The organism is Vibrio sp. Vb1980 (assembly GCF_033338615.1).
Taxonomy (GTDB): Bacteria; Pseudomonadota; Gammaproteobacteria; order Enterobacterales; family Vibrionaceae; genus Vibrio; species Vibrio alginolyticus.
Window position 1 is genome coordinate 1 of the sequence record NZ_JAWOSZ010000023.1, and the last position, 15,054, is coordinate 15,054.

16 protein-coding genes and 1 tRNA gene are annotated in these 15,054 nt (G+C 45.1%); 8 read left to right on the forward strand and 9 right to left on the reverse strand.

Annotated features, from left to right (window positions below):
- Positions 1-116: 116 nt before the first annotated feature.
- The 6 genes from R7F64_RS22025 to lolB all read right to left on the reverse strand — a co-directional run bounded on the left by R7F64_RS22025 (position 117) and on the right by lolB (position 4,801).
- Positions 117-193 (reverse strand) — tRNA-Met (locus R7F64_RS22025).
- A 284-nt stretch (positions 194-477) separates the two neighbouring features.
- Positions 478-1,569 (reverse strand): redox-regulated ATPase YchF, encoded by a 1,092-nt coding sequence (gene ychF / locus R7F64_RS22030; protein ID WP_005393178.1) that lies wholly within the window; start codon positions 1,567-1,569, stop codon positions 478-480.
- Positions 1,570-1,579: 10 nt separating this feature from the next.
- Entirely contained in the window at positions 1,580-2,170 is a 591-nt protein-coding gene (pth, locus tag R7F64_RS22035; protein ID WP_005384112.1) for an aminoacyl-tRNA hydrolase, read from the reverse strand.
- Positions 2,171-2,321: 151 nt separating this feature from the next.
- Positions 2,322-3,266: a ribose-phosphate pyrophosphokinase gene (locus R7F64_RS22040; protein ID WP_005393176.1), complete on the reverse strand. Its 945-nt coding sequence runs from the start codon at positions 3,264-3,266 to the stop codon at positions 2,322-2,324.
- 27 nt (positions 3,267-3,293) lie between these two features.
- Positions 3,294-4,166, reverse strand: a complete 873-nt coding sequence (gene ispE, locus R7F64_RS22045; protein WP_064369040.1) for a 4-(cytidine 5'-diphospho)-2-C-methyl-D-erythritol kinase — start codon at positions 4,164-4,166, stop codon at positions 3,294-3,296.
- Positions 4,163-4,801, reverse strand: a complete 639-nt coding sequence (gene lolB, locus R7F64_RS22050) for a lipoprotein insertase outer membrane protein LolB (protein ID WP_318072078.1) — start codon at positions 4,799-4,801, stop codon at positions 4,163-4,165. The genes ispE and lolB overlap by 4 nt, the downstream gene beginning before the upstream one ends.
- A gap of 134 nt (positions 4,802-4,935) precedes the next feature.
- Here lolB and hemA point away from each other — a divergent pair, with 134 nt between their 5' ends.
- The 8 genes from hemA (at position 4,936) to ybaK (ending at position 12,791) form a co-directional block, all read left to right on the forward strand.
- A complete protein-coding gene (hemA, locus tag R7F64_RS22055; RefSeq protein ID WP_005384104.1) occupies positions 4,936-6,192 on the forward strand; it encodes a glutamyl-tRNA reductase in 1,257 nt (418 codons plus the stop codon).
- A gap of 29 nt (positions 6,193-6,221) precedes the next feature.
- The gene (gene prfA, locus R7F64_RS22060; protein ID WP_005382222.1) at positions 6,222-7,310 is read left to right on the forward strand and encodes a peptide chain release factor 1; all 1,089 of its coding nucleotides are present in this window, start codon (positions 6,222-6,224) and stop codon (positions 7,308-7,310) included.
- Positions 7,311-7,313: 3 nt separating this feature from the next.
- On the forward strand, positions 7,314-8,168 hold the full coding sequence (prmC, locus tag R7F64_RS22065; protein WP_086046567.1) for a peptide chain release factor N(5)-glutamine methyltransferase: 855 nt from the start codon (positions 7,314-7,316) through the stop codon (positions 8,166-8,168).
- 40 nt (positions 8,169-8,208) lie between these two features.
- Entirely contained in the window at positions 8,209-8,592 is a 384-nt protein-coding gene (locus tag R7F64_RS22070) for a SirB2 family protein (RefSeq protein WP_005382225.1), read from the forward strand.
- A gap of 5 nt (positions 8,593-8,597) precedes the next feature.
- Positions 8,598-9,407: a SirB1 family protein gene (locus R7F64_RS22075; RefSeq protein WP_005382226.1), complete on the forward strand. Its 810-nt coding sequence runs from the start codon at positions 8,598-8,600 to the stop codon at positions 9,405-9,407.
- Positions 9,408-9,460: 53 nt separating this feature from the next.
- Positions 9,461-10,312: a 3-deoxy-8-phosphooctulonate synthase gene (kdsA, locus tag R7F64_RS22080; RefSeq protein ID WP_005384095.1), complete on the forward strand. Its 852-nt coding sequence runs from the start codon at positions 9,461-9,463 to the stop codon at positions 10,310-10,312.
- 220 nt (positions 10,313-10,532) lie between these two features.
- Positions 10,533-12,215: a bifunctional UDP-sugar hydrolase/5'-nucleotidase UshA gene (gene ushA / locus R7F64_RS22085; protein ID WP_318072079.1), complete on the forward strand. Its 1,683-nt coding sequence runs from the start codon at positions 10,533-10,535 to the stop codon at positions 12,213-12,215.
- A 102-nt stretch (positions 12,216-12,317) separates the two neighbouring features.
- Positions 12,318-12,791 carry a Cys-tRNA(Pro) deacylase gene (ybaK, locus tag R7F64_RS22090; RefSeq protein WP_005382231.1) on the forward strand — a complete coding sequence of 158 codons (474 nt, stop codon included), beginning with the start codon at positions 12,318-12,320 and terminating at the stop codon, positions 12,789-12,791.
- 64 nt (positions 12,792-12,855) lie between these two features.
- Here the strand turns inward: ybaK and rluF are convergent, their stop codons facing one another.
- The 3 genes from rluF to R7F64_RS22105 all read right to left on the reverse strand — a co-directional run bounded on the left by rluF (position 12,856) and on the right by R7F64_RS22105 (position 14,962).
- Entirely contained in the window at positions 12,856-14,013 is a 1,158-nt protein-coding gene (gene rluF, locus R7F64_RS22095) for a 23S rRNA pseudouridine(2604) synthase RluF (protein ID WP_042524120.1), read from the reverse strand.
- A gap of 94 nt (positions 14,014-14,107) precedes the next feature.
- Positions 14,108-14,689 (reverse strand): DNA endonuclease SmrA, encoded by a 582-nt coding sequence (smrA, locus tag R7F64_RS22100; RefSeq protein ID WP_005382233.1) that lies wholly within the window; start codon positions 14,687-14,689, stop codon positions 14,108-14,110.
- Positions 14,690-14,821: 132 nt separating this feature from the next.
- Positions 14,822-14,962 carry a DUF3149 domain-containing protein gene (locus R7F64_RS22105; RefSeq protein ID WP_005382236.1) on the reverse strand — a complete coding sequence of 47 codons (141 nt, stop codon included), beginning with the start codon at positions 14,960-14,962 and terminating at the stop codon, positions 14,822-14,824.
- Between the last annotated feature and the right edge of the window lie 92 nt (positions 14,963-15,054).

Sequence of the window (15,054 nt, forward strand, 5' to 3'; positions counted from 1 at the left end):
AGGAGAGACTTGAACTCTCACACCTTGCGGCGCCAGAACCTAAATCTGGTGCGTCTACCAATTCCGCCACTTCCGCATCTATTCCTAACTGCTCTGATAAAAAGAACATTTAGGAATGGTGGCTACGACGGGATTCGAACCTGTGACCCCATCATTATGAGTGATGTGCTCTAACCAGCTGAGCTACGTAGCCAAAACCATATTTTTTGTTCTCAACGCTTTGTTGCCTTGTCGTTGGGAACGGCGCGCATTATGCGAAGTTGAGTGAGATCCGTCAACAGTTTTTTTTAATAAATTTCGGAAAAAACCTCGTTCGCTTCCTTTTTAAACAAAGAGGCGTGTTTATGATCTAAAACTGGAAATAAATTAGCTTGCACTTGCGTAATTTATTTTTGTTCATTTACTTAAGGTATTAAAAAAGCCAGCTTAACAGCTGGCTTTTAGTGTAAATGAAGTGTTTAGAATTCATTCATTTAATTAAACATTGAAGCGGAAGTGTACAACATCACCATCTTTTACGATGTAGTCTTTACCTTCTAGACGCCATTTACCTGCGTCTTTTGCGCCATTTTCACCATTGAATTGGATGAAATCGTCGTAACCGACTACTTCTGCACGAATAAAGCCTTTCTCGAAGTCAGTGTGGATCTTACCTGCCGCCTGAGGCGCAGTTGCACCAACAGGGATTGTCCAAGCACGTACTTCTTTAACACCTGCTGTGAAGTAGGTGTGTAGAGTCAGTAGTTCGTAACCAGAGCGAATTACACGGTTCAGACCCGGCTCTTCGATCCCCATATCTGCTAGGAATTCTTCGCGATCTTCATCTTCTAGTTCAGATAGTTCAGATTCGATAGCTGCACATACAGGTACAACGACATTGTTTTCTTTTTCTGCGAACTCACGAACCGCATCTAGATATGGATTATTTTCGAAGCCATCTTCGTTTACGTTTGCAATGTACATAGTTGGCTTCAGTGTTAGGAAGTTTAGGTAGCCGATTGCTGCTAACTCTTCTTTAGATAGCTCAACTGTGCGTGCCATGCCGCCTTCAGTTAGTACTGGTAACAGTTTTTCTAGTACGGTTAGTTCAAATTTTGCGTCTTTATCGCCGCCTTTTGCCTTCTTCGCGTTACGTTGAATCGCTCGCTCACAAGAATCAAGGTCAGCCATTGCAAGTTCAAGGTTGATCACTTCGATATCTTCAATAGGTGAAACTTTACCTGAAACATGAACAATGTTTTCGTTTTCAAAACAACGTACAACGTGGCCAATCGCGTCTGTTTCACGGATGTTAGCTAGGAATTTGTTACCTAAACCTTCACCACGTGATGCACCAGCAACAAGACCAGCGATGTCCACGAACTCCATCGTCGTTGGAAGAACTCTCTGTGGGTTAACGATCTTAGCTAGTGCGTCTAGACGTAGATCTGGCACAGGAACCACACCAGTGTTTGGTTCAATGGTACAGAACGGGAAGTTTGCTGCTTCGATACCCGCTTTAGTTAGTGCGTTGAACAGAGTTGATTTACCTACGTTAGGTAGACCAACGATGCCACATTTAAAACCCATGATAGTAACCTTATTCAGCTTTGAACGTGTGGAGGCGATTTTGTGCTTTAGATAGGCCATCCTTAATCAGGATATCTAGACAACGAACAGCCTCATCAGCTGCTGCATCTAAAAGCTCTTGCTCTTTAGCTGGCGCTTTACCTAATACAAAACCCGCCACTTTATCTTTGTGTCCCGGATGACCAATGCCAATACGAAGACGATAAAAATCTTTGTTATTGCCCAGTTTGCTAATGGTGTCACGCAGACCGTTGTGTCCACCGTGCCCCCCACCTTTTTTAAACTTAGCGACACCTGGCGGTAAGTCTAGCTCGTCATGAGCAACCATGATCTCTTCAGGTTTAATTTGATAAAATTTCGCAAGCGCAGCGATCGATTTACCTGATAGATTCATGAAGGTGGTTGGGATAAGCAAACGGAGATCCTGGCCATTGACCATAATGCGTCCTGTTAGACCAAAAAACTTTGGTTCGTTCTTCAGTGTAACGTTGTGAACGCGTGCTAATTCTTCTACAACCCAAGCGCCCGCATTGTGACGAGTTCTGGCGTATTCTGGTCCTGGATTAGCAAGACCAACAAGAAGTTTGATTTGTTGACTCAAGGTTAGGATCTCTCTGGAATCTCAAAAAGCGCAGTATGATAGCACAGAAAACTCGCGGTGGGCGACCAAGGGATTTTCTAGTTATCAGTACAAATAAAAAAACACCCCAAAGAGGGGTGCTTTTGAAATCAGTGTAACTGAAATGTTCGTATTAGTTGAACATTGCAGAGATTGACTCTTCGTTGCTGATACGACGAATCGCTTCAGCCAGCATGCGAGATAGGCTTAGTGTTGTCACTTTACCTGTTGCAGCCATCTCTTTAGACAGAGAGATAGAGTCAGTTACGATAACTTGGTCAAGAACTGAGTTCTTGATGTTATCCGCAGCGTTGCCTGAGAATACTGCGTGAGTAGCGTAAGCGAATACACGCTTAGCACCGCGCTCTTTTAGTGCTTCAGCTGCTTTACATAGTGTGCCACCTGTGTCGATCATGTCATCAACGATCACACAGTCACGACCTTCAACATCACCGATTAGGTTCATTACTTCAGAAACGTTTGCACGTGGACGACGCTTATCTACGATTGCGATGTCGATGTCGCCTAGTGCTTTTGCTGTTGCACGAGCACGAACAACGCCACCTAGGTCAGGAGATACCACTACAGGGTTATCTAGACCGCGAGCCTGCATATCTTCAAGTAGCACTGGCGTGCCGAAGATGTTGTCTACAGGTACATCGAAGAAGCCTTGAATTTGCTCTGCGTGTAGGTCGATAGTTAGAACGCGGTCAACACCAACGTTAGATAGGAAATCAGCAACAACTTTTGCAGTAATTGGCACACGCGCAGAACGTACACGACGGTCTTGGCGAGCGTAGCCGAAGTAAGGGATAACTGCAGTGATACGGCCTGCTGAAGCACGGCGCATTGCATCAATCATAACAACCAATTCCATTAGGTTGTCGTTAGTCGGTGCACAAGTGGATTGAATGATGAAAACATCGCTACCACGAACATTCTCATTGATTTGAACTGCAACTTCGCCATCAGAAAAGCGAGAAACAGATGCATCACCAAGAGAGATGTAAAGACGATCAGCAATACGTTGGGCTAGTTCAGGTGTTGCGTTACCAGCAAATAGCTTCATATCAGGCACGGTGGAAACCTCGGGTTTGCGTCCAGTTTAAATAGGTCGGTGTGAGGCTGATTGGTATTCAGCCAAAGTCTCTTTTAATGGCGAAATATTGCGCCCTTGAGCGATAAATGCCGAGACTTTATCAGAGAGTTGTGCAAGGATAGTTTCTGCTTCAGATTTGCTCGAAAATTCAGCAAAAACGCAAGATCCTGTCCCCGTCAATCTTGACGGCGCGTATTGTAGCAGCCAAGAAAGTTGCTTATCAACCTCTGGGTAGAGCATTCGTACAATTTTTTCGCAATCGTTTACGCTTGGCGTATTTAAAAGTGTTTCTAGATCTCGTTTTGGGGTGTTTCGCGTCAGATCTGGATGACAAAAAACGTCGACGGTTGCGATAGATACATTCGGTCTGACGACTAAATACCACTTTTCTTCGGGATAAGCAGGAGAGAGTTTTTCACCAACACCTTCAGCAAAAGCTGCAAATCCGCGCACAAATACGGGCACGTCTGCGCCTAGTTTTAAACCTATTTCAGCCAGTTCGTCGTCAGTTAGATTCAGTTGCCATAAGTAATTCAGTGCCACTAATGCTGTAGCTGCATTCGATGAGCCCCCACCAATGCCTCCACCCATAGGCAGCACTTTCTGTAGCTCAATATGCGCGCCAAAAGGGCAGTTTGAGTAAGTTTGAAGCGCGGTTGCTGCTTTCCAAATTAAATTGTCTTGAAGGGGCACACCTTCTATGTCTGGAGAAATCGTAATATCACCAGAATGGTTCGCTTGAATGGTGAGCTCATCGCCGTGATCGACGAATTGGAATAAGGTTTGTAACTCGTGGTAGCCATTCTCTGTACGGCCGTTGATATATAGAAAGAGATTCAATTTCGCTGGTGATGGCCAGCGTGTTGAAAGTTCAATCATTGGGTGATGTTCCATTTTGTGATCACTAGATTTATTTTGACATCAGCTGTGGTGAGTTTCAGCTTATTTGGCAGAGGGAGAGACTGTTCATGCCATTGAACGTCGCCATATCGTTGATAAGCAATACTCCAATCATTTAAACCAATTTGTTTGTTTAACGCTTGCAGTGTATTGGTTGGAGACAGTTGGAATTTGTCGGCATCGGTCGGTAGACCTAATAGCCAGCCAGGCATGTGTTCGACGGGCATCATCAACCCTGTAAGACGGTAAATCAGCTGGTTAGCACTGCGAGAAGAAAGGACCTGATCGTCGTAAGTTTCTACTGTGGCGCCTTGTGGGGTGATGGTGAGCTTTAATGCCGTTTGTCCGAGAATCGTTGTTAAACGCAACTGGCTTAGTGCTGAAGAATGTTTCCAGTAGAAGTTTAAATTTTGTCTTTGGTCTGGGCCAATATAACCAAGTTTCCCCGTTGCTTGAAAATCTTGGATGGTTTCGAGTCGCTGCTCATGAGCTTGCCATTCAACGCTGGTAACACTTTCTGGAACGGACGAACAACCAGCGAGCAGTAAGCTCGACAAGAAAAAAAGAATAAAGGAGCGTAACGTCATGTTTGATGGCTTATTAATCTGTTTCATCGGGAATCGCTCACAACTATAGCATTGAAAAGTCGCACTTAGGAAAACAAATCCGGCTTACCCTTTCAATAAATGCGTGCTTACAGTAAAATTCTGGACCTATTTTATAACCTATCCCAGAGATACCACGTTAGATGTCCTTGCTTGCTATTGGAATTAATCACAATACAGCGTCTGTCGACTTGCGAGAGAAGGTGGCGTTTGGTCCGGATAAACTCGGCCCTGCACTCGAGCAACTTAGAGAGCACGAAGCGGTTAACGGCAGTGTGATTGTTTCAACCTGTAACCGAACAGAGTTGTACTGCGATGTTAAGCAAGGAGCGCGAAACAAGCTGATCGATTGGCTTGCTCAATTTCATCAAGTGAGCCGCGAAGATTTAATGCCGAGTTTGTATGTTCATGAAGAACAAGCTGCAATAAAGCATTTGATGCGCGTATCGTGCGGTCTTGACTCTCTGGTGTTGGGTGAGCCTCAAATTTTGGGGCAGGTAAAGCAAGCATTTTCTGACTCGCGAGATCATCAAGCCGTCGATGCCTCGATTGATAAATTGTTTCAAAAGACGTTCTCAGTCGCCAAACGGGTGAGAACAGAGACAGATATTGGTGGTAATGCCGTGTCCGTGGCTTATGCGGCATGTACATTGGCAAAACATATTTTTGAGTCGTTATCAGATTCAACCGTGCTTTTAGTTGGTGCGGGCGAGACGATTGAATTGGTCGCGAAGCATTTAGCGTCCAACGGTTGCACAAAAATGATTGTCGCGAACCGCACTAAAGAGCGCGCGCAAGGCTTAGCGGACCAATTTGGCGCAGAAGTGATCAGTTTGAACGAAATTCCTGAACATTTGGCGAAAGCGGATATTGTGATTAGCTCAACGGCGAGCCCATTGCCTATTATTGGCAAAGGTATGGTCGAAACGGCTCTAAAGCAGCGCCGACATCAACCTATCTTGTTAGTCGATATTGCGGTGCCGCGAGATGTAGAGTCGGAAGTCGGTGAACTGAACGACGCATATCTGTATTCTGTTGATGACTTGCAATCTATCATCGACAGCAACATTGAGCAGCGTAAAGTCGAAGCGATTCAAGCTGAAGCGATTGTTAGTGAAGAAAGCGCTGCGTTTATGACATGGTTGCGTTCACTGCAAGCCGTCGATAGTATTCGCGACTATCGCAAATCAGCCAACGAAATTCGTGAAGAGTTACTGAGCAAAAGTTTGCAATCTTTAGCGGCAGGCGCAGATCCGGAGAAAGTGCTGCGCGAGCTGAGTAATAAACTCACCAACAAACTGATTCACGCTCCAACTCGCGCATTGCAAAGTGCAGCTGAGCAAGGCGAACCAGCAAAATTAACGATTATCCGCCAAACACTTGGCTTGGATGATCTATAACTCACGCTTTTTATTAAGAAAACGACACTATGAAAGCCTCTATTCTGACTAAGCTAGAAACGCTAGTAGAACGTTACGAAGAAGTTCAACATCTTCTTGGTGATCCTGATGTAATTGGAAATCAGGACAAATTCCGTGCTCTATCAAGAGAGTACTCTCAGCTAGAAGAAGTAACCAAGTGCTTCCAAGCTTATCAACAAGCACAAGAAGATCTTGTCGCCGCTGAAGAGATGGCAAACGAAGACGACGAAGAAATGCGTGAAATGGCGCAAGAAGAAATCAAAGAAGCGAAAGCGACGATTGAGCGTCTTACTGATGAGTTACAGATTCTTCTTCTGCCAAAAGATCCGAACGATGATCGTAACTGTTTCCTAGAAATTCGTGCAGGTGCGGGTGGCGACGAAGCGGGTATCTTCGCGGGTGATCTATTCCGTATGTACAGCAAGTACGCAGAAAAGCGTGGCTGGCGCATCGAAGTCATGTCTTCAAACGAGGCTGAGCACGGTGGTTACAAAGAGATGATCGCAAAAGTGAGCGGCGACGGTGCGTACGGCGTACTGAAGTTTGAGTCAGGCGGTCACCGTGTACAGCGTGTTCCAGCAACTGAATCTCAAGGCCGTGTGCATACTTCTGCTTGTACAGTAGCAGTAATGGCGGAAATCCCTGAAGCGGATCTGCCAGAAATCAAAGCAGCAGACCTGAAAATCGATACGTTCCGTGCATCTGGCGCGGGTGGTCAGCACGTTAACACCACGGATTCTGCAATCCGTATTACCCACTTACCAACGGGTACGGTAGTAGAGTGTCAGGATGAGCGTTCACAGCACAAGAACAAAGCGAAAGCAATGGCGGTTCTTGCTGCTCGTATCGTTCAAGCGGAAGAAGAGCGTCGTGCCGCAGAAGTGTCTGATACACGTCGTAACCTTCTAGGTTCTGGTGACCGTAGTGACCGTATTCGTACCTACAACTACCCACAAGGTCGTGTGTCTGATCACCGCATCAACCTGACCATCTACCGTTTGAACGAAGTGATGGAAGGTGACCTGCAGAGCTTGATTGATCCTGTGATTCAAGAGCACCAAGCAGACCAACTTGCGGCGCTCGCAGAGAACGGCTAATCGATGAGCCAAGTTCAATCGATTGAGCAAGCACTGAAAAGTGCGACGGCGAAACTGGCAGAAGGCGGCAAAGAGTCGCCTTCTCTCGATGCAGCTGTACTCCTTTGCCATGTCCTTGGCAAACCACGAACTTACCTGCTGACCTGGCCAGAAAAAGCGTTAGAAGCAGAGCAAAAATCTCAGTTTGACGCTCTACTTGAACGACGTTTAACTGGTGAACCCGTCGCTTATATTATTGGTGAGCGAGAGTTTTGGTCTTTACCGTTCAAAGTTTCTCCCTCTACCTTGATCCCAAGACCGGATACAGAACGTTTGGTCGAGGTTGCACTCGATAAGACCTACGAGCAAACTGGGCCTGTTTTAGATCTTGGAACGGGGACGGGAGCTATCGCCATCGCGCTTGCATCTGAAATGCCAAAGCGTCAAGTGATGGGCGTAGACCTTAAGCAAGAAGCGAAAGCACTTGCAGAGTACAATGCTGAGCAGCTAAACATCAAAAATGTGACCTTTGCTCAAGGCAGTTGGTTTGAGCCTATTACAGAAGGTACGAAGTTTGCTTTAATTGTCTCCAACCCGCCATATATTGATGAAAAAGATCCACATTTATCCCAAGGCGATGTGCGCTTTGAGCCAAAATCTGCATTAGTTGCTAAAGAGAATGGCTTAGCTGATATTCGTCATATCTCGGATCTTGCTCGTCAGTATCTTGAAGTGGGCGGTTGGCTGGCATTTGAACATGGTTATGATCAAGGTGAGGCGGTGCGTGAGATAATGCGTGGCTTTGGTTACCAACAGGTCGCTACGGAAAAAGATTATGGCGGTAACGATCGAGTAACACTTGGTTGTCTGGCCAGTTAATCATGGAAGTCAGCAAACACTAACTAAAAAGAGAAGAAAAATGTACGTAGCTCTAAAACACATACACTTAGTGACGATCGCTCTCAGCGCGACGCTACTATCGATCCGATTCGTGTTAATGATGATGAACTCACCGAAGCGAAATAATCGCTTTTTGAAAGTGTTTCCCCACATCGTTGATACTGCATTGCTAGTGTCAGGTATCGCGCTTATTTTCATTACTGGTTTCATCCCGTTTACCGATGCCGCACCGTGGTTAACAAACAAAATCACCTGCGTACTGGCGTACATTGCGCTTGGATTCTTCTCATTGAAACTTGCGAAAAACAACCTACTGAAGATATTTGGCTTTTTCGGCGCATTAGGTTGGTTGGTCATGGCTGCAAACATTGCTGTGTCTAAGAGCCCTACGTTATTTGGATAGACGTCATGTTAGAGTTTTTTGACGAAGATTTTGACAATATACCGTTGGTGGAAGGTGCGCTTGAGCTAAACAAAGCGATTAACCCAGAAACCAAAGTACATTGGGCGAAACAAGAGTTAGAGCGTCTTTACAAAGATGCAGAAGCCACGCTTGTTCATGAAACCGATGAAGAGCAACGATTTGATGCATTCCTACGACTGTTTTTCCACGAGTGGGGATTCAAAGGCGACGAGCAGGAATACTTTATTTCGGACAACAGCTTCATCGATAAAGTGTTGGAGCGCAGAAAAGGTATTCCTGTGAGCTTAGGTTCGATTTTGTTATACCTAGGCAAAAAGCTGGGGTTCCCGTTGAAGGGAGTTACTTTCCCTACTCAGTTCCTGTTAAAAGTCAACTGGATGCATAAGAAGCCAGACTACATCAACCCATTTAATGGTGAGTATGTAGGTGAAAGGATTCTTCAAGCTTGGCTTATTGGCCAGGAAGGACCGCTAGCTCAGCTAAAGGCTGAACATTTTGAGGAAGCTGACAACCCAACAATTATTGGTCGCTGGTTGGCATTGATTAAAAGTGCGATGTTGCGTGAAGAGCATTATACGCTGGCATTACGTTGTACAAATCTTGCTCTAACGTTTGTGCCAGATGACCCATACGAAATTCGTGACCGTGGTTTTATTTTCCAACAGCTAGAGTGCCCTCAAGTAGCGGTATCAGATTTTCAGTACTTTATTGACCAATGCCCTGACGATCCGGCTTCCGAGCTACTAAAATCACAAGTTAATGTGATGAGTGAAACGCACGTCACACTTCACTAATTTTATCGATGTGCCGAACTGTGGCGTATCGTGGACAGAAAAAGAGAATCAAAATGGAACAGAAAATCGTTAATATCGGCGACATTCAGGTTGCTAACGACAAGCCATTCACCCTATTTGCAGGTATGAACGTTCTTGAGTCTCGTGATCTTGCGATGCAGATCTGTGAGCACTACGTAAAAGTAACGGAAAAACTTGGTATTCCTTACGTATTTAAGGCGTCGTTTGACAAAGCAAACCGCAGTTCTGTTCATTCATACCGCGGTCCAGGTCTGGAAGAAGGTATGAAAATCTTTCAGGAGCTGAAAGACACTTTTGGTGTAAAGATCATCACGGACGTTCACACTGAAGCGCAAGCTCAACCTGTCGCTGACGTGGTAGACGTTATTCAGCTTCCTGCATTCCTAGCTCGCCAAACTGACCTTGTTGAAGCTATGGCCAAAACAGGTGCGGTTATCAACGTGAAGAAACCTCAATTTATGAGCCCTGGTCAAGTGGGAAACATCGTTGAGAAGTTCGCAGAGTGCGGTAACGACAAGATCATCCTATGTGAGCGCGGTTCTTGCCACGGTTACGATAACCTAGTTGTAGACATGCTTGGTTTTGGTGTGATGAAAAATGCTTCGAAAGGTAGCCCAATCATCTTTGACGTAACGCACTCACTACAAATGCGTGACCCATCAGGCGCAGCATCTGGCGGCCGTCGTGAGCAGACAGTTGAGCTTGCAAAAGCGGGTCTAGCGACAGGCATCGCAGGTCTATTTATCGAAGCGCACCCAAACCCAGACCAAGCGCGTTGTGATGGCCCATCTGCACTGCCTCTAGACAAGTTAGAGCCATTCTTAGCACAAATGAAATCGCTTGATGATCTGATCAAGAGCTTTGCAGATATAGATATCAAGTAAACGCCAGATGACTGGTGGTAACAAATACTATAGCCAACCGAGTGTTGGCTATTTTTTTATCTGAAAAGCCGTGAATTCTCAAACTTGTTACTGATGAATTTGTTATTGCTAAACAATGCATCATAATTATTAAATCAATGTGTTAGGGTGCACGTGGTTTTCAAATAGATCGAATGCTTAAAATGTGCTTCAGTAATCCCAATAAGAAAAAGGTAAATAAATGAATCAGCGTCTGATGATCAAAACTGTTTTGAGTGCCGCTATCTTGGCCTCGTTAGCTGGGTGTGCTACGCAACCTGCACCAGAATGGAATGCCGATACAACCTATAAATTGACCGTGTTGCACACTAACGATCATCATGGTCGCTTTTGGCAAAATCGATACGGTGAATATGGCATGGCGGCGCGTAAAACGTTAATCGATGATTTGCGCGAAGAAATACAGGCTGAGGGGGGCAGCGTGTTACTGCTTTCTGGTGGTGACATCAACACAGGAGTACCTGAGTCTGATTTACAAGATGCCGAGCCGGATTTTAAAGGCATGAGCAAAATTGGTTACGATGCGATGGCTCTAGGTAATCATGAGTTTGATAATCCATTGGACGTGCTATTCAAGCAGCAAGAGTGGGCAAACTTTCCGATGTTGTCTGCCAATATTTACGATAAAAATACTGGCAAGCGTTTATTCCAACCATATGCGATGTTTAAAAAGCAGGGCATTAAAATTGCGGTCATTGGCCTTACAACCGAAGACACAGCGAAACTTGGCAACCCTGAATTCATTGAACAAATTGACTTCCGTGACCCAAAAGAAGAAGCCAAGAAGCTGATTGCAGAACTGAAAGAAACAGAGTATCCAGATCTGATTTTTGCTGTCACGCATATGGGACACTATGAAAATGGTAATAGAGGCATCAATGCTCCTGGCGATGTGGCGTTAGCTCGTTATTTGAATGACGGCGATCTCGACATGATCGTTGGAGGACACTCACAAGAACCTGTGTGCATGGAAGGTCCAAACGTTATCAAAAAGAACTTTAAACCAGGTGATGAATGTCAGCCCGATAAACAAAATGGTACCTTTATTGTTCAGGCACATGAGTGGGGGAAATATGTGGGACGCGCCGATTACGAGTTTCGTAATGGCGAACTCTCGATGGTGAGCTACGATCTAATCCCTGTAAACTTGAAAAAGAAAGTTAAAGTTGATGGTCAGTCGCAACGAATCTTGATCCAAGATGAGATTAAACAAGACGAAATGATGCTTGAGTTTCTTCGTCCTTATCAAGAAAAAGGTCAGGGCAAACTAAACGTGAAGATTGCAGAATCTAACGGTAAGCTTGAGGGTGACCGCAATGTGGTTCGTTACCAGCAAACAAACTTAGGTCGATTAATTGCAACGGCTCACATGGAACGTGCGAAAGCAGATTTCGCCGTAATGAATTCTGGCGGCGTTCGCGATTCGATTGCAGCAGGTGAGATTACCTACAAAGATGTGCTGACTGTTCAGCCATTTGGCAATATGGTCTCTTACGTTGATATGACGGGCAAAGAAGTATTGGATTACCTAAATGTCGTTGCAACTAAACCTGTCGACTCTGGAGCTTACGCGCAGTTTGCGGGTATTGCGATGAGTATCAATAATGGTGAGGTAACCAATGTGTTCATTGGTAATAAGCAACTTCGCTTAGATGGTAATTACCGCTTTACCGTACCAAGCTATAATGCTGCTGGTGGTGATGGTTACCCTAAAATCGACGATCATCCAGGGTATGTAAATACAGGTTTTACCGATGCTGAGGTTTTGAAGGATTATTTAGAAACACACAGCCCTATTGATGTTAATGAGTATGCCCCTTCAGGTGAAATCACGTATTTAGTTGATACGGCGATTGATCAGTAACCCAACAGAGAAAAAGCGATTGACTCAAACTCGCTGATATCATTAACTAAAAGCGCAGATCCAATTCAATCTGCGCTTTTTGTTTTTATGAGGAGAATCTTGATGACTCCGGCCATTAATCTTGCGAAAAAGAAAAAAATTCCACACACGATTCATCAGTATGAGCATGACCCTAGAGCCGATAGTTATGGCTTGGAGGCTGCTGAAGTACTGGGGCAGGATCCGAAAACAGTATTTAAAACCTTGTTGTTCTGCTTGAACGGGGAGCCAAAGAACCTTGCGGTTGCGATTATCCCTGTTGATCAAAAGCTGAACCTAAAACTGGCGGCGAAAGCAGCGAAGGGCAAAAAGGCCGATATGGCTGATCCGGAAATCGCCCAAAAGACCACAGGTTATGTCGTTGGTGGAATTAGCCCACTAGGGCAGAAGAAAGCCTTACCTACTTTTTTGCACGAAAGCGCAGCAGAGCAAGACACAATCTGTGTGAGTGCTGGTAAACGTGGTTTAGAAATTGAGTTAGCCCCGAGAGATTTGCTGAGCTTAACTCGCGGTCAGTTTGCACCTCTTTGTTTGTAAACTCATGACAAATAAAAAGGACGCTCATGAGCGTCCTTTTTTGATCTTGCCTGTCAGTGAAGCGTTACTTCTTCAGACTCAATGTACCACCAGTGCGTTTAGCTGGTTTACTTGGTTTCGCGGCATTTGGGTTCATGTAATGCTGCTTGGGCTTACTCGGTGATTGAGGCTTGTTTACTGAATGCGTATTGCTCGATGCATCTGGTTTACGGTGTGATTTACCATGCTCGCCTTGCGGTCTGCTGCGTTCACCTTGTGGTTTCGCTTTGTAATGTTCTTTAGCTGGACGTCCGCCTTCATCATCACGCTGACGACGCTTTTGTTGACCTTTTTTCGAGTTTGGTGCATGACGGAATTCATCAGCATTGTTACCACGGAAAGTTCGTGTCTTCTGGTTACGACGAGCAGTAGAATCTTGGTTTTCTTCACGGCTATCAAACAGCTTCGCGTCGGTCGCTTTACGAATGTTGCGACCTCTAGAGTCTGTTTTTGATGCTTCTTCTGTACCTACCGAGCCTTCACACATTGCTAGGATCTCTGCCACTTCTTCGTCACTTAGATAACGCCATTTCCCATTGGGAATACCATCAAGAGAGATATTCATGATGCGTACGCGACGCAGCTTGAATACTTCATAGCCCAGCGCTTCACACATGCGACGGATCTGACGGTTAAGTCCTTGAGTGAGCACAATACGGAAAGAGAATTTAGTTTCTTTCGTTACCTTACAAGGTAGGGTGACTGTGTCGAGAATCTTAACGCCACTCGACATCTGTTTGAGAAACTCGCCTGTAATTGGCTTGTCCACGCGTACGACGTACTCTTTTTCGTGGCTGTTGCCTGCGCGAAGGATTTTGTTCACGATGTCGCCATCGTTGGTCAAAAAGATCAGACCATCAGAGGGTTTGTCTAAGCGGCCGATCGGAAAGATACGTTTTTGGTGGCCGATGAAATCAACGATGTTTCCAGGGACGTCTCTCTCAGTTGTACAGGTGATGCCTGTTGGTTTATTGAGAGCGATATAAATCGGCTTCTCTTTTGCTGCCACTGGCTTACCATCCACACAAACATCATCACCAGGTAGCACTTTTGTCCCCATTTCAGGTTTGTTGCCATTAATGGTGACACGGCCTTGCTCAATCAGTCTGTCTGCTTCACGGCGTGAGCAAAACCCCGTTTCACTGATGAATTTATTTAATCGTTTAGCGTTGTCTTGTGACATTTTTGTCTCCTAACGTTTCACAACGGCGAATGAAGCTCCCTTCCTCTAAGGGGAAGGAAGAATAAGGGCGGGCATTCTAGCATTAGGGTGAAATTTAGCCTAACCGTTTTTGGTGACGTTCGCGGGTTTCTAATTTCTTTTCCGCACTTTTTCTAAGTAGGACGTAAACGGCTCCAGTTCCACCGTGAAAGCGTTGCGCACTATGGACGCATTGGACTTCCTTTATTTGTCGTAGCCAACTGCTAACAAAGCTTTTCATCATTGCAGGTGGATTTGAGCGTTCTCCTCGACCATGGACGATAACGACGGTTCTAATGTCCATTGATAGGCATTGCTTTAAAAACGTCACGACTTCATCACGTGCTTCTTTCAATGTTTTACGGTGCAAATCCAAGCGAGCTTGGATTGGATACTTACCAAGGCGAAGTTTGCGGTAAACCCCGTCCTGTACACCATCACGTTTGAACTCAACAAAGTCCTCTGGCTTGAGCATTTCAGCGTGATCAAGTGATAGGTATTCTGGGTCATCTTCCGTTAACCAGATTGCTGCTTCGCGTTTTGCGAGCTGTGCTTCTGTTACTTGGTGTACTTTTTTGTGTTCGGTGGTGTCTTGAGTGATTGGCTTTACATCGCCCATCATCTGTTGAAATAGATCAAAATCGTCGTCGTGAGACATAGCAGTAATCTCATTAAGAACAGGGAAGAATAATAGGATTATATCAATGAGTGGTGCATTGAGATCAAATAAAAAACCGGAGTAGGCAAGTAACCGACTCCGGTGCAAAGCGTTTCTAGAGCTAAGCGAGATCTAGTGAGGAGATTTGTCGTTCATGATCTTGTATATGAAGAAACCGCCGTAAAATAACATCAGACCAATTGCCCCAAAAATTACTATCATTGACGATAGACCCACTGCATTACCAAATAGGAGATCAAGCCAAAAGTCCATACGTTTCCTCCAAGATGTTCCCGACAGGAATAAACTAAATGGCGGTGTCTTGTTGCACACTGATCTGGATCAATTATGTTGCTAAGGTTAAT

Excerpts from the sequence above, each read along its gene's own strand:
- ychF (WP_005393178.1), bottom strand. The coding sequence starts at position 1,569 with ATGGGTTTTAAATGTGGCATCGTTGGTCTACCTAACGTAGGTAAATCA.
- ispE (WP_064369040.1), bottom strand. The coding sequence starts at position 4,166 with ATGATTGAACTTTCAACACGCTGGCCATCACCAGCGAAATTGAATCTC.
- lolB (WP_318072078.1), bottom strand. The coding sequence starts at position 4,801 with ATGAAACAGATTAATAAGCCATCAAACATGACGTTACGCTCCTTTATT.
- hemA (WP_005384104.1), top strand. The coding sequence starts at position 4,936 with ATGTCCTTGCTTGCTATTGGAATTAATCACAATACAGCGTCTGTCGAC.
- prfA (WP_005382222.1), top strand. The coding sequence starts at position 6,222 with ATGAAAGCCTCTATTCTGACTAAGCTAGAAACGCTAGTAGAACGTTAC.
- prmC (WP_086046567.1), top strand. The coding sequence starts at position 7,314 with ATGAGCCAAGTTCAATCGATTGAGCAAGCACTGAAAAGTGCGACGGCG.
- R7F64_RS22070 (WP_005382225.1), top strand. The coding sequence starts at position 8,209 with ATGTACGTAGCTCTAAAACACATACACTTAGTGACGATCGCTCTCAGC.
- R7F64_RS22075 (WP_005382226.1), top strand. The coding sequence starts at position 8,598 with ATGTTAGAGTTTTTTGACGAAGATTTTGACAATATACCGTTGGTGGAA.
- kdsA (WP_005384095.1), top strand. The coding sequence starts at position 9,461 with ATGGAACAGAAAATCGTTAATATCGGCGACATTCAGGTTGCTAACGAC.
- ushA (WP_318072079.1), top strand. The coding sequence starts at position 10,533 with ATGAATCAGCGTCTGATGATCAAAACTGTTTTGAGTGCCGCTATCTTG.
- ybaK (WP_005382231.1), top strand. The coding sequence starts at position 12,318 with ATGACTCCGGCCATTAATCTTGCGAAAAAGAAAAAAATTCCACACACG.
- rluF (WP_042524120.1), bottom strand. The coding sequence starts at position 14,013 with ATGTCACAAGACAACGCTAAACGATTAAATAAATTCATCAGTGAAACG.
- smrA (WP_005382233.1), bottom strand. The coding sequence starts at position 14,689 with ATGTCTCACGACGACGATTTTGATCTATTTCAACAGATGATGGGCGAT.
- R7F64_RS22105 (WP_005382236.1), bottom strand. The coding sequence starts at position 14,962 with ATGGACTTTTGGCTTGATCTCCTATTTGGTAATGCAGTGGGTCTATCG.